The organism is Tenacibaculum sp. TC6 (genome assembly GCF_050606265.1).
In the GTDB taxonomy this organism is placed as follows: domain Bacteria; phylum Bacteroidota; class Bacteroidia; order Flavobacteriales; family Flavobacteriaceae; genus Polaribacter.
The window spans coordinates 43,648-57,556 of the sequence record NZ_JBOCUK010000001.1 but is presented as its reverse complement, the minus strand read 5'-3'; the positions used below and the strand labels follow the sequence as shown (position 1 = coordinate 57,556).

The following is a 13,909-nucleotide window of genomic DNA, read 5'->3' as shown; positions in this document are numbered from 1 at the left end:
TATGTATAGCAGGCTTTTTTTATTTTACACAAAAAATATAGATATGTTTATTTCTTTTAATTAATTTTCCTACCCCATACCCTTCTCTATTTTTGGGCTTTTAAATTTTAACAAATAATGAATAGAAAAGAATTATTAAGGTTGGCAGAGACCTATGGTTGCCCTTTGTATGTTTATGATACAGATGTTATAATTAATCAATACAAAAAAATTACCGGAGCTTTTTCTAAGGTAAAGAATGTAAAAATTAACTATGCTGCCAAAGCACTTTCTAACGTTAATATTTTAAAAGTTTTTAATTCGTTAAAAAGTGGATTAGATACCGTTTCTATTCAGGAAGTACAATTAGGGTTATTGGCAGGTTTTGACCCTAAAGATATTATCTATACTCCTAATGGGGTTTCCTTACAGGAAATTGAAGAAGTAGCAACGCTAGGGGTACAAATTAATATTGATAATTTATCAATATTAGAACTTTTTGGACAAAAGCATCCTAACATACCTGTTTGTATCCGTATTAATCCGCATGTAATGGCCGGAGGAAACAGTAAAATTTCTGTAGGTCATATTGATTCTAAATTTGGAATCTCTATTCATCAGGTACCGCATATTAAAAGAGTGGTTAAAAATACGGGAATGCATATTAACGGAATACATATGCACACCGGGTCTGACATCTTAGATATAGACACATTTTTACGTGCAACTGAAATTTTATTTGATGTTGCTGAACAATTTGAAAATATCGATTTTATCGATTTTGGTAGTGGTTTTAAAGTTCCTTATAAAAAAGATGATATTTCTACTAACATAGTTGAATTAGGAGAAAAACTATCAACTCGTTTTAATCAGTTTTGTAAAAACTATGGTAAAGATGTTACTTTAATGTTTGAACCTGGCAAGTTTTTAGTAAGTCAATCCGGATATTTCTTAGCTAAAGTAAATGTTATTAAACAAACAACATCAACTGTTTTCGCAGGAATTGATAGTGGTTTAAATCACTTAATAAGACCTATGTTTTATAATTCATATCACTACATAGAAAACATTTCTAATCCAAAAGGTAGAGAACGTTTTTACAGTGTGGTAGGTTATATTTGTGAAACAGATACTTTTGGTTCTAACAGAAGAATTTCAGAAATAGCTGAAGGGGATATTTTATGTTTCCATAACGCCGGAGCTTATTGCTTTTCAATGGCTTCTAATTATAATTCAAGATATAAGCCTGCTGAGGTAATGCTATATAAAGGAAAAGATTATCTAATCAGAAAACGAGAAACGTTTGAAGATATACTTAGAAATCAAGAACAAATATCTTTATAAAAACAAGAACTCCAATCATTATGATTGGAGTTTTCTTTTTAAACACCCTTTATCGAAATAAATATTTTGGAGTGTGTTTGCAAATAAACTTCCCCTATTATTCATTTGCATGCGCAATATCATAATAATCTATTAGTTATGGTACAGGAAAATCACCTAATATATTACCATAAAAAAACCCGCTTAAAAAAGCGGGTTCTTAATTTTTATAATGTTATGTTGATTATATTACTTTTCAGCAACAACTTCAAACATAATATCAGCTACAACAGCTCTGTGTAAACGAACAGCAGCATTGTATTTCCCTAATCTCTTAACACTTCCTCCGGTAACTTTGATAAACTTTTTGTCAACTTCAGTTCCTGCTTTTGCTAAAGCTTCAGCAACATCTGCGTTATTAACTGAACCAAATAATTTATCTCCAGCTCCTACTTTAGAAGCAATTTTAAGCTCGTAACCTTTAATAACTTCTGCTAACTTGTTAGCGTCATCAACTAATTTAGCTTCTTTAAAAGCACGTTGCTTTAAGTTTTCTGCTAATACTTTTTTAGCTGAAGAAGTAGCTAAAATTGCATATCCTTGAGGTATTAGGTAATTACGTCCGTAACCATTCTTAACAGTTACAACATCGTCTTTAAAACCTAAGTTTTCTACGTCTTGTTTTAATATCAATTCCATGTTTCTACTTCTTTATTATTTTAACATATCACCAACGTATGGCATTAAAGCTAAATGACGTGCTCTTTTGATTGCTTGAGCTACTTTACGTTGATATTTTAAAGATGTTCCTGTTAAACGTCTTGGTAAAATTTTACCTTGCTCGTTTACTAAATACATTAAGAAGTCAGCATCTTTGTAATCGATGTACTTAATACCGTTTTTCTTGAAACGACAGTATTTAGCTTCTTTTTTAGTTTCAATATCAAGTGGAGTTAAGTAACGTACTTCTCCTTGCTTGCTTCCTTTTGCTTGTTGATCTATAGACGACATAGGTTATTTTTTTGCAGATTTAACACGTTCTTTTCTCTTCTCAGCCCAAGCTGCAGCATGCTTGTCTAACTTTACAGTTAAATAACGCATAATGCTATCGTCACGTCTGAACTCTAGTTCAAATGGAGCAATAACTTCACCTGAAGCTTTAAACTCAAATAAGTGGTAAAATCCACTTTTTTTCTTCTCAATTGGGTAAGCTAATTTTTTTAAGCCCCAATCTTCTTTGTAGATCATTTCTGCACCCTTCGAAGTCAAATAGTCTTCAAACTTTTGTACTGTTTCCTTTATCTGAGCTTCAGATAAAACGGGATTCAAAATGAAAACAGTTTCGTAATGATTCATAATTAATGTTTTTATTTTTAAGGGTGCAAACATACTCTTTTTTTTCTTATAAAACACAAAAAAATTATTTTTTATATTTCATTATTTAGACTAATTTTGCTAATCGGTTTATCATTTAAAAATTAGATTATGAAAAAACTCTCCATTTTTTTACTATTTTCAATGTTAACATTAACATATTCATGTTCTTCTGAAAAAGATACTCCTCTTTCACTTACATGTGAGGAAGCAGAAGATAAAGTTAAAAAAGCATTTACAAATGCTATCGAATTAAATACTGTTGAGGCTTGTAACGAATATAAAGAAGCTGTTTTGAATCAGTCAGGACCTTGTGGTTACAACAAAGAATGCATACAAAACCTTCTAGAAGAAGGGGGCACATCATGTATTGATACAGGTAGTGGTATTCTTATAGGCTCTGGAATTGTTATAAACGATGGATCTTTCTTTGGCGGTTGTAATCAATAGTTTTTAACTAGAACATAAATAGCTCTAATACCATCTTTCCAATTAATTTTTTTCCCATCTTTTTTTGTTCTAGGAAAATAATTAATTGGAATTTCTCTTATAGAAATGTTCCTTTTAGCTATTTTTGCTGTCACTTCAGAACAAAACCCAAACCTATCTTCTTTTAAGCGTATAGATTTTAACAAAGTACTTTTAAACATCTTATAACATGTTGCTTGATCATTTAAAGATGTTTTATAGAGAAAATTAGTCAAACCAGTGATTATTTTGGCACCTAAATAATAATGAACACTTCTTTTTCCAAGTTTATCTTTCCTAACACCATAAACAACCCCTGTATCATCAACAATATTAAGTAGTTTAGAATAATCATTTGGATCATATTCCAAATCCGCATCCTGAATTAAAATATAATCTCCTGTACAATATTTAATACCTTTTCTTATACAATATCCTTTACCTTTATTTATGTTATTAAATAATACTTTACAATTACTATTTTTTTTAAGCAGCTCTATTGTTCCATCAGTAGATTTATCATCAACTACAATAACCTCAATTATGGTGTTATTTAGTTTTAAATTTGTAATTACCCCAAGTAACTTTGATATTGTTTTAACCTCATTGAAACAAGGTATTATAATTGATAATTTTTTCATATTTCAACTTATTTTATATTGCCCTCAAATAAAAACTCCAAATCTTTTTTAATAATACTTCTATTTCCTTCTATTGCAATTTTATTTATTAAAGAAATTAGTTTTTCTCGTTTTAAAATTTGGTAATCCTTATATATTAAATACAATAGTACATAAGCATTGATCATATCTGGTTTTTTATCCACTATCTTCAATAATAGCTCTTCTGCTTTACTTTCTTTTTTTAACCGTATATAAACGATTGACATATTAAATAAAGCAGTTATGTTATTTGGATCGATTTTTAAAACCTTTAAATAGCTCTCTTGTGCTAAATTGAACTTATCTTCATTTAAATATATATTCCCAAGATTATTATTCATTCTCTTACTATTTGGAGAATATCTCAGTTCATTTTTGTAGAATAACTCAGGAGATGACCACTCAATATTTCTAATAATTGTTCTTCCTCCAAATAAAACTAACAAAACAACTAAAACACTTTTAATTCTCCTTCCAATAATATATTTATCATAAAAAGTGCTTAATAAAATTAGTATTCCAAAAAATGGAATATAAAACCAATGCTCGAGGAAATTAGCATTCAACCTTATAATTCCTGTATAAGGGAACAAAGTTATAGCCAACCAACTACATGCTATAATAATTCTATTATTACTTTTTAATATTGCTTTAAAAAGTGTGACTGTGATAAGTATTATCAATAATACTCCTAAAATTACGTTGAACTTATCCCATGAATCATAAAGATTCATTGGCTTCTCTATATATAGGTCAATTGGATAAATTAGAGTTTTTAAATACTCAGGTAGAGTACCTATGAAATTAATTATTCGTTTAATTAGCCCTACATTTACGTCATCTGATAGACCAAGAAAACTAGTGAAGTTAAAAATTGTAAATTTGGCCCATAGATAAACCCCAAGAATTAAAAAATTGATAAAATGGATAATCAAACATTTTTTTGTTTTTAATTCAACTTTGAACAGAACAATTTCAATTAATAACATTATCAGAGGAAAAACAACAGCGATTTCTTTAGATGTAAGTCCTAATATAAAAATTACAGGTAGAAAAAATAGTAGATTTCTTTTTTTAAAATCAATATAAGTCCCTAATAAAATAAAAAAAAGCGCTAATGGATCGGAAACACCTGAAACATAAGAGATTGCTTCACTATTAATGGGATGTACAATGAATAACAATGTTGACAGTAAGGCCGCATCTGGAGTAAACTTCAATCCTCCCTTCAGTATTTTATAAATTAAAATTGAATTTAGTAAATGAAGGAATATTGAAAATATATGATATGGTTTGGTATTATATTCAAAAAAAAAGTAAAGGATTGAATTTATAATATGTTGGTTAGGACGATAAAAATTACTTCTAATTATACCGCCATAATTCGTCGGGTTTTCTACAAAAAAAAGAGGAATGTTTTGTAGCGATTTAATAAATGGATTATTTTTTATCAAAATTATATCATCATACAAAAAAACTCCATTAATAACATTTCCATAGACTAGAATAGTGCTTAAAATTAGAATACAATATGTAAATCTCTCTTTCATATAAATAATTATAAAAATCCTCCTTTATAAAGGCAAATAGTATTTGATTATCTTTTATTTTTGCATCAATATTGTCAATTCTGGTTTCCTAAAATAATAGGCATTCCTGTTTTTCCGGAACCAATAATCACCACTTTACTATTGGTAGATTCAGCTAACTTATTCGTAGCTTCAATACCTTTATCTTGTAAGATTTTATCTGTTAAAGAAGCACTTAAAATTCGGTTAGCATCTGCTTTACCTTGAGCTTCTATTCTTTGACGTTGTGCTTCTTTTTCAGCTTTTTCAATTCTGAATTGGTACTCTAAAGCTTCTTGTTCTTGCTTTAACTTACGTTCAATAGCGTCTTTAATGGTGTTAGGTAATTGAACATCTTCTACTAAAACACGCTCTATAATAATATATTGATCTTTTAACTCTGCCTGAGCATCTTCTAAGATTTCTTGTTCTATTACATCACGTTTACTTGAATATAATTGTTCCGGAGTGTATCTCCCAACAATACTTCTGGCAGCAGCATTAATTGCCGGATCTAAAATATCTGAAATGTAATTTACTCCTTTAGTTTTTATTAGTTTACCTAAATTTTCATAATCGGGTCTAAACCACACTGTACCGTCTACTCTAACTTCTAAACCGTTTAACGATAAAACATTCATTTGATCTGAAATAGACTGCTGACGCACTTTTTGCACAATCATATCATTCCACGGAGCTACAAAATGGAATCCTTCTCCATACGTTTTTTCGGTATTAATCCCCTCACCAAAACGTTCAAATAGTACTCCAGCTTCTCCTGGCCCAATGGTTTTTGTTGATTTAGCTATAAAAATTAATAGTATTACTGCAACCGGGATTAAAAATGCTCCTTTAGGGATATTAAATCCTATTTGATTTCTTGCCATCTGTATTTATTTTAATACCCAAATGTACAGAATTAATTTTCATTATACCTTAATAAACGTAGGGCATTTAGTACTACAAGTAAGGTAGAACCTTCATGCATAATTACAGCCGGACCAATAGAGGCAAATCCAAATAATGTTGCCGGAATAAGCAGCGCCACAACTCCTAAGCTAATCCAAAGATTTTGTTTAATGATACTTTTAGATTTTCTACTCAACCCAATCACAAAAGGTAAATTTTCTATCTTGTCTGAAAGTAATGCTACATCCGCTGTTTCCAAAGCTACGTCGCTTCCTGCTGCTCCCATAGCTATTCCTACCGTGCTATGTGCCATTGCAGGTGCATCATTTACCCCATCTCCTACCATGGCTATTTTTGTGTTTGCTTTTTTTAGTTGTTGAATAGCAGTTACTTTATCTTCCGGCAATAAATTCCCTTTAGCTTCAGTTAATCCTATTTGTTTAGCTATTGAATTTCCTACGTTTTGATGATCTCCGGTAAGCATTATCATTTTTTGAATTCCTATATCTTTTAATTTCGATAAGGTTTCTTTGGCATGTTTTCTTGGAACATCCATTACACTTAATAAACCTATAAGGTTTTGTTTATAGGCCACTAACATCGTTGTTTGTCCTTCTTGTAATAAAACATTCATCTGTTGTTTTACCGTTTCAGAAATTAATATGGATTGGCTATCCATTAATGCTTCATTTCCGATAAACACCATATTTTCCATATAATCTGCTGAAATTCCTTTACCTTGAATAGCTTTAATATTAGAAGCATTTCCTAAAGAGGCAACAGCATATGTACTTTGTATATCTTTTGTAATAGCTTTTGCTAACGGATGATTACTTAACGTTTCTACCGCTAACACAATACGTAAAAACTCATTTTTTTCAAATCCATTTAACGGAATTGCATTTGTTAATCGTGGTTTTCCTTCTGTGAGCGTTCCTGTTTTATCAAAAGCGATGGTAGTTAAACTTCCTAAATCTTCCAAGGCTCTTCCTCCTTTAATTAATACGCCCTTATTTGCAGCTCTTGCAATACCACTTAACACTGCACTTGGTGTTGAAATTGCTAAAGCGCACGGACTAGCCGCAACCAATACCGTAATGGCTCTGTATAAACTTTCATTGACTGTTTCATTAATTACTAAATGAGCAAAACACAAAGTAAAAACCAAAATAATCACAAAAGGAACAAACCATTTTTCGAATTTCTTGGTAGCTAGTTGAGTCGGTGATTTTTGAGTATCCGCTTCACTAACCATTTTAATTAACCTTGATATTGTAGAATCTTTATGTAATCTAAGCACTTTAACTTCTATTACATTATTTCCGTTAATTGTGCCTGTATATACTTTGTTTTTTTCTTCAATATCTTTAAAATCCGGTATTTTATTAAGCTCTCCTATTTCCTCTTTATCAACCGGCATACTTTCTCCGGTAATTGAAGCTTGGTTAATACTTGTTTTTCCTTTTATGATTACTCCATCAGCAGCTATTTTAGTATTCGGTTGTACTACAATTACATCATTAATCTTAAGAGCTTCAACACTTACTTCTTTAGTTGAATTGTTTTCTTTTACAAGTGCTGTTTTAGGAGTTAATTCTCCTAAAGCTTCTATAGATTTTTTTGCCTTGCTCATTGCATAGTTTTCCAAGGCATGACCCAAGCTGAATAAAAATAAAAGCAATGCACCTTCTTCCCATTTCTCTATATAAGCTGCCCCTAAAGCTGCCACCAACATTAAAAAATCTATTTCAAACTCTCTTTTTTTAATTTTACCAATAGCTTCTATCGTTGTATAATAACCTCCGAAGAAAAAAGCAATCATGAAGCTTACTAATAACTTTATACCGGAAAGGTTTGTAAACTTTTCCAAAATGAGACCTATAAAGAAGAATACACCACTTAAAATCGCAAAATAGAGCTCTGTTTTTTCACCAAAAATTCCTCCGTGGTTATGATCATGATGTTCATCATGTTTTTCATGTGTATGTGTTGACATGGTATGTTGTTTTTATTAATTGACTTTTTATCTGTTAAAAAGATGCATTTTGTATAAAAAATAGTACGGTTGCCAGTAAGCATAAACCGTACTATTTTTCTTATTTAATGAGCGTGACCTTCCATTTCACCTCCCATTTGTAATAGTTTTCCTTTTAAAAAGTGAGCTCCTTTAGTTACTACAGTCACCTCAAAATTATCGTCCTGAATTGTCTTTATTTCTATGAAACCTACATCCGTTTTACCGGTAGTAACTTCTACAGGAACAAATTCTTCTGCTGTTTTAGCTATAAAAATAAAATTTTCTCCTTCATTTTCTATAACCGCTTCTTCAGGCACAGCATACACAGCCTCTTTTCCTGCCAACAAAATTTCGGCATTAATAAACATACCCGATTTTAATTTACCTTCAGGGTCTTCAAAATGCCCGTGTACATTAACTGTTTTGTTTTTATCATTTACTTTTTGGCTTATCAACTTTATATATCCTTCATACGTTACATCCATTCCCGAAGGCTTAAAAATAAACTCATCGCCTTTCTTAATTTTAGAAATATCGGTACCAAAAACATTTAATTCAGCATGAATATGATCGTTATCAATAATTTCCATCATTTCAGAATTTGCTGATAAAAACTTTCCTTTATTCAGGTTATTTTCAACCACGTAACCGGTTATAGGTGATTTTATATACACGTACTGTTGAATGCCTTTTTGGGCTACTACACTAGGTGATAAACCTGCCATTTTTAATTGAGAAGCATAATTTTCTACCAAACTCTGTAACGATTTATACGTGCCTTCAGATGCTTGGTACGATTTTTTAGAAGCAATATCTTTTTCAAACAATGTCTTTTTACGCTCATAATCAGCCTTTGCTACCGTACGCTTATTCACTGCTTCTAAATATGCATACTGTAACTCAATAAAATTTGGATGTTGTAGAATGGCTACCGTTTGCCCTTTCACTACTTTATCTCCGGGTAGCAATTCAGTTTGATACACAAATGCTTCCATAGGTGCATAAATTGTTGCTTTATTTTGTGGTGGTGCTTCAATAGTACCGGTAACGGCAATTCGGCTTCTCATGTTTTTCTTTTCTAGTTTTCCGGTTTCTATTTTTGCAGCCAAAATTTGCGAACCTGTTAAATGAATTTCATTTTCTTGAGGTTCATTATTCGTCGTTTTTTTATTTTCTTCTGCATGATCATGTCCGGAATGATCTTCTTTTTTTGAGCTACATCCTACTATTAGCAGTGTAATTATAAGTAATAAATATCTTTTCATGTTTAGTCTTTTTTATAAAATTCATATTCAATTACTGTTTGATTGTAATTGTTTATAAGTGATAAATAGTTTTGCATTACCTGAAAATAAGCTCCGAAGCTTTGGCTATATTGATAAGCGTCAATTTCTCCTGATGTATAAGCTAACTGTAGTTTTTCTATAAACTTTGTTGCTATAGAAACCGTTTTGTCTATATCAGATAATTCTTTATCTAAATAATAAATTTGTTCTTGTAAGCTTTTAAAATTGGTATGAATAGCTATTGATTGAGCTTTATTTTCAATGGCTATTTCTTCTTTTAAAATTTTTTGTTTTTTAATTTTTGAATCATTACTCCAAAATGAAATTGGAATGGTAACACCTACATTAAATCCTGTAAAACTTGAATTTACTCCTGTTTTTCTGTTAATAATACCGGCATTAATCCCCGGAAAGTAAGCTGCCTTTGCTAAGGCAATATTTTTTTCTGCAGCTTTATCTTTTTTATCAAATACAGTAAAGAATGTATCTGAAATGGAGTCTTGATTCATGAGTATTACTTTTTTAGCAGGGAATTTTTCTTGCGGTTGAATGCTGTAATTAATTTGCAATACTGCTTTTAACTCATTTTCTGTTTGAGAAAACTGCTTATAAATTCGGTTTTTTTGAGATTGTACTCCTAAAAATTGTAGCGCAGTTAAATCATTTTCTAATCCGCCAATTTCTCCTGAAGCATGTAATTCTTTAGCAACCTTATTAATTGTATTACTATTCTGTTGCTGTTCTTCTACCAAAGAAAGCAACCCGTATAAATAATTCCATTGTTGGTATAAGCTTTTTACTTTTCTAATGGTTTCTTTTTTAGAAAGTTTTACAGTACTCAAAGCTAAATCTTTGGACGCTTTTGCCGCTTTTTTCTTTTGAATATGGGTAAGAATTGATCCAAAATTTTGGTTTACAGACCATTCTTGTTCACTAACTCCCGGTGTAACTCCAACGTCTTGGTATTGAATACTCGTTGGGTTTAACGCAATAGCTCCGGAAACCTCTGTGCTACTTTTAGCTACAGCTAATTCAGCCTTTTTTAAAGATACCGAGTTTTCTAACGCTAAGGCTACTACCTCCTGCTCCGTTACTATTTTTACAGCTTCTTGTGATTGAACTGTAAATACTCCGCTTATAAATACGATTATAACAGCCATTGTTTTTGTTAACTTTACCTTACCAAGCTTCATTTTTTCAAATAAAACGTACAATACAGGCAAAATAAGCAAGGTTAATAAAGTAGCTGAAATAAGCCCTCCCATAACTACGGTAGCTAATGGCTTTTGCACTTCTGCTCCTTCCGATGTAGATATAGCCATAGGTAAAAAGCCTAATGAAGCTACTGCTGCTGTCATTATTACCGGGCGTAAACGCACAGAGGTTCCTTGTTTAACAATTTCATAAATATCTGAAATACCTTCTTTTTTTAATCGGTTAAACTCGGCTATTAAAACAATACCATTTAATACTGCCACTCCAAACAGTGCTATAAATCCGATTCCTGCTGATATTGAAAAAGGCATATTTCGTAATTCTAAGGCAAAAACACCTCCTATTGCCGACATGGGGATGGCCGTAAAAATTAATAAACTTTGTTTTACAGACTTAAAAGTTAAGTACAGTAAAAAGAAAATTAATAATAATGCTACCGGTACAGCAAAACCTAACCTTTCTTTAGCTTCCTCTAAATTTTTAAAGGTACCTCCGTAGGTTACATAATACCCCGGATCAAATTTTACTTTCTCCGCTATTTTTTGTTTTAATTCTGCTACAATACTTGCTACATCTCGCTCTCTTATATTAAATCCAACAGTAATTCTTCTTTTAGCATCGTCTCGTTGTATTTGGTTTAAACTTGTTTTAAAGCTTACTTCTGCTACATTAATTAAAGGTATTTGAGTTCCTTTAGGGGTACTTATGTATAATTTTTTTATATCATCAATACTTCCTCTGTTGTTCTCTGCCATTCGTACTACTAAATCAAATCGTTTTTCGCCTTCATAGACTACTCCGGCACTTTGCCCTGCAAAAGCTGCATTTATTGCCGTATTAACATCTTCAATATTTAATCCGTAGTAAGCTAATTGATCTCGTTTATAATTAATTACAATTTGTTTTAGCCCTGTCATTTTTTCTATATACAAATCTTCTGCTCCTTCAACTTCCGGAATAATTTTTCCTAATTCATTTGCATACGTAACTAACTTTTCCAGGTTTTCTCCATAAATTTTAAGTACAACATCTTGCCTCGCACCCGTCATTAGTTCATTAAAACGCATTTGTATTGGTTGTTGAAATCCATACGAAACTCCCACCATGTTTTCTTCCAATACTTGTTGCATTTTTTGAGTTAACTCGTTTTTAGTACTTGCTTTAGTCCACTCACTTTTTTCTTTCAGAATAATAATCATATCGGTAGCCTCAATAGGCATGGGATCTGTTGGTATTTCGGAGGATCCTATTCTGCTAACAATTTGTGCTATTTCATTCGGAAATTCTTTTAGCAATAATTTGGAAGATTGATTGGAAACATCAACAGAATATGATAAAGAACTTCCGGTAGAAACTAACGTTTGTACCGCTAAATCTCCTTCATCTAAAGAAGGAATAAATTCAGCTCCCATTCTGGTAAATGTAAAAATGCTTACTAAAAAAATGAGTACAGCAATAGCAAGCACTTTTATTTTATTGGTTAAAGCAAAACTCAACACCAGGTTGTACGCTTTTTTTAAATACTCTATAAATGTATCTGACAGTGTTTTTTTATGTGTTATTTTTTTACTTAAAAACAAAGCACTCATCATTGGAACGTAAGTTAAGGATAGTATGAATGCTCCCAGAATGGCAAAACTTACCGTAATAGCCATTGGTTTAAACATTTTTCCTTCAATACCTACCAGGGCTAGAATAGGAAGGTACACGATTAAGATTATAATTTCTCCAAAAGCGGCACTGGTTCTTATTTTTGATGCTGATGCATACACTTCTTTATCCATTTGCTTTTGGGTTAGTGTTGTTCCTGATTTAGCGTATGCCAGGTAATGTAAGGTTGCTTCAACAATAATTACCGAGCCATCTACTATAATACCGAAATCAATTGCTCCTAAACTCATAAGGTTTCCGGATACTCCAAAAACATTCATTAAACAAATAGCAAATAGCATAGCTAGCGGAATAACAGAAGCCACGATTAGTCCTGCTCTAAAATTCCCTAGTAAGATTACTAAAATAAAAACAACTATTAGTGCGCCTTCTACTAAGTTTTTAGTAACTGTTTGTATGGCTTTATCAACTAATTTAGTTCTGTCTAAGTAAGGGCGTATGGCTACTCCCTCAGGCAAACTTTTTTCTATTTGTGCTATTCTTTCTTTTACATTGGCTATTACTTTTGATGAGTTGGCTCCTTTTAACATCATTACAATAGCTCCAACTACTTCTCCTTCTCCGTTTCTGGTCATAGCACCATAACGTACAGCATGGCCTAATTGTACAGTTCCAACATCTTTTATTAAAACCGGAGTACCATTCTCGGTATTTTTAACCACACTATTTCTAATATCATCAGGGCTTTTAATTAAGCCTTCACTTCTTATAAAATATGCTTTGGGGTTTTTATCTATATAAGCACCTCCTGTATTTTGGTTATTTTTAGCCAGTGCTTCAAATACTTCATTAATACTTACTCCCAAAGTTTGTAAACGTTCCGGTTGCAAGGCTACTTCATATTGTTTTAAATATCCACCAAAGCTACTAACATCGGCAACTCCTTCTAAGCCTAATAATTGACGACGAACAATCCAATCTTGAATGGTTCGTAATTCCATAGCCGAATATTTTTTTTCATAGCCTTTTTTAGCGTGTAACGTATATTGATAAATTTCTCCCAATCCTGTAGTTACAGGCGCCATTTCAGGAGTTCCAACACCTTCCGGTATTTGACTTTTAGCTTCTATTAAACGTTCGTTTATTTGTTGCCTGGCCCAGTAAATATCAACCTGATCTTTAAATACTACCGTAACCACACTAAGTCCGAAACGAGAAAACGATCGTACTTCCTCAATATCAGGAATATTAGACATGGTCATTTCTATAGGAAAGGTAACTAAGCGTTCTATATCTTGTGCAGATTGTGAGGGTGCAGTGGTAATAATTTGCACCTGATTATTGGTAATATCCGGAACAGCATCTATAGGTAATTGTTGTAAAGAATAAACACCCCAACCTATTAATGCCACCACTAACACACCAATAATCAATTTATTTTTTATTGAAAATTTTATGATGTTATCTAACATTATATTTTGATTTTAATTTATACAG

11 protein-coding genes are annotated in these 13,909 nt (G+C 31.6%); 2 read left to right on the top strand and 9 right to left on the bottom strand.

The genetic code is table 11. The features are described 5' to 3' along the window. Nucleotides 1–117 precede the first annotated feature (117 nt). Entirely contained in the window at nucleotides 118–1,323 is a 1,206-nt protein-coding gene (gene lysA / locus ACQY1Q_RS00250) for a diaminopimelate decarboxylase (protein WP_431003267.1), read from the top strand. 228 nt (nucleotides 1,324–1,551) lie between these two features. Here lysA and rplI read toward each other — a convergent pair whose 3' ends face one another. Genes rplI through rpsF form a run of 3 tightly spaced genes read right to left on the bottom strand, consistent with a single transcriptional unit; the run spans nucleotide 1,552 to nucleotide 2,658 of the window. Continuing rightward, entirely contained in the window at nucleotides 1,552–2,001 is a 450-nt protein-coding gene (gene rplI / locus ACQY1Q_RS00245) for a 50S ribosomal protein L9 (protein ID WP_431003266.1), read from the bottom strand. 15 nt (nucleotides 2,002–2,016) lie between these two features. Next, nucleotides 2,017–2,313 carry a 30S ribosomal protein S18 gene (gene rpsR / locus ACQY1Q_RS00240; protein WP_431003265.1) on the bottom strand — a complete coding sequence of 99 codons (297 nt, stop codon included), beginning with the start codon at nucleotides 2,311–2,313 and terminating at the stop codon, nucleotides 2,017–2,019. Nucleotides 2,314–2,316: 3 nt separating this feature from the next. Beyond that, nucleotides 2,317–2,658 (bottom strand): 30S ribosomal protein S6, encoded by a 342-nt coding sequence (rpsF, locus tag ACQY1Q_RS00235; RefSeq protein WP_431003264.1) that lies wholly within the window; start codon nucleotides 2,656–2,658, stop codon nucleotides 2,317–2,319. Nucleotides 2,659–2,787: 129 nt separating this feature from the next. Here rpsF and ACQY1Q_RS00230 point away from each other — a divergent pair, with 129 nt between their 5' ends. Further along, entirely contained in the window at nucleotides 2,788–3,126 is a 339-nt protein-coding gene (locus tag ACQY1Q_RS00230; protein WP_431003263.1) for a hypothetical protein, read from the top strand. Here the strand turns inward: ACQY1Q_RS00230 and ACQY1Q_RS00225 are convergent. The 6 genes from ACQY1Q_RS00225 to ACQY1Q_RS00200 all read right to left on the bottom strand — a co-directional run bounded on the left by ACQY1Q_RS00225 (nucleotide 3,120) and on the right by ACQY1Q_RS00200 (nucleotide 13,884). Further along, complete coding sequence (locus ACQY1Q_RS00225; protein ID WP_431003262.1) at nucleotides 3,120–3,785, bottom strand: glycosyltransferase family 2 protein; 666 nt, start codon at nucleotides 3,783–3,785, stop codon at nucleotides 3,120–3,122. The two genes, ACQY1Q_RS00230 and ACQY1Q_RS00225, sit on opposite strands and share 7 nt — an antisense overlap. 8 nt (nucleotides 3,786–3,793) lie before the next feature. Next, nucleotides 3,794–5,356, bottom strand: coding sequence for a tetratricopeptide repeat protein (locus tag ACQY1Q_RS00220; protein WP_431003261.1), 1,563 nt, complete (start codon nucleotides 5,354–5,356; stop codon nucleotides 3,794–3,796). Between the two features lie 74 nt (nucleotides 5,357–5,430). Beyond that, nucleotides 5,431–6,261, bottom strand: a complete 831-nt coding sequence (locus ACQY1Q_RS00215; RefSeq protein WP_431003260.1) for a prohibitin family protein — start codon at nucleotides 6,259–6,261, stop codon at nucleotides 5,431–5,433. A gap of 32 nt (nucleotides 6,262–6,293) precedes the next feature. Continuing rightward, nucleotides 6,294–8,279 (bottom strand): heavy metal translocating P-type ATPase, encoded by a 1,986-nt coding sequence (locus tag ACQY1Q_RS00210; RefSeq protein ID WP_431003259.1) that lies wholly within the window; start codon nucleotides 8,277–8,279, stop codon nucleotides 6,294–6,296. A gap of 104 nt (nucleotides 8,280–8,383) precedes the next feature. Beyond that, nucleotides 8,384–9,565 (bottom strand): efflux RND transporter periplasmic adaptor subunit, encoded by a 1,182-nt coding sequence (locus ACQY1Q_RS00205; protein WP_431003258.1) that lies wholly within the window; start codon nucleotides 9,563–9,565, stop codon nucleotides 8,384–8,386. A 2-nt stretch (nucleotides 9,566–9,567) separates the two neighbouring features. After that, nucleotides 9,568–13,884, bottom strand: coding sequence for a CusA/CzcA family heavy metal efflux RND transporter (locus tag ACQY1Q_RS00200; RefSeq protein WP_431003257.1), 4,317 nt, complete (start codon nucleotides 13,882–13,884; stop codon nucleotides 9,568–9,570). Nucleotides 13,885–13,909 lie beyond the last annotated feature (25 nt).

Excerpts from the sequence above, each read along its gene's own strand:
- lysA (WP_431003267.1), top strand. The coding sequence starts at position 118 with ATGAATAGAAAAGAATTATTAAGGTTGGCAGAGACCTATGGTTGCCCT.
- rplI (WP_431003266.1), bottom strand. The coding sequence starts at position 2,001 with ATGGAATTGATATTAAAACAAGACGTAGAAAACTTAGGTTTTAAAGAC.
- rpsR (WP_431003265.1), bottom strand. The coding sequence starts at position 2,313 with ATGTCGTCTATAGATCAACAAGCAAAAGGAAGCAAGCAAGGAGAAGTA.
- rpsF (WP_431003264.1), bottom strand. The coding sequence starts at position 2,658 with ATGAATCATTACGAAACTGTTTTCATTTTGAATCCCGTTTTATCTGAA.
- ACQY1Q_RS00230 (WP_431003263.1), top strand. The coding sequence starts at position 2,788 with ATGAAAAAACTCTCCATTTTTTTACTATTTTCAATGTTAACATTAACA.
- ACQY1Q_RS00225 (WP_431003262.1), bottom strand. The coding sequence starts at position 3,785 with ATGAAAAAATTATCAATTATAATACCTTGTTTCAATGAGGTTAAAACA.
- ACQY1Q_RS00220 (WP_431003261.1), bottom strand. The coding sequence starts at position 5,356 with ATGAAAGAGAGATTTACATATTGTATTCTAATTTTAAGCACTATTCTA.
- ACQY1Q_RS00215 (WP_431003260.1), bottom strand. The coding sequence starts at position 6,261 with ATGGCAAGAAATCAAATAGGATTTAATATCCCTAAAGGAGCATTTTTA.
- ACQY1Q_RS00210 (WP_431003259.1), bottom strand. The coding sequence starts at position 8,279 with ATGTCAACACATACACATGAAAAACATGATGAACATCATGATCATAAC.
- ACQY1Q_RS00205 (WP_431003258.1), bottom strand. The coding sequence starts at position 9,565 with ATGAAAAGATATTTATTACTTATAATTACACTGCTAATAGTAGGATGT.
- ACQY1Q_RS00200 (WP_431003257.1), bottom strand. The coding sequence starts at position 13,884 with ATGTTAGATAACATCATAAAATTTTCAATAAAAAATAAATTGATTATT.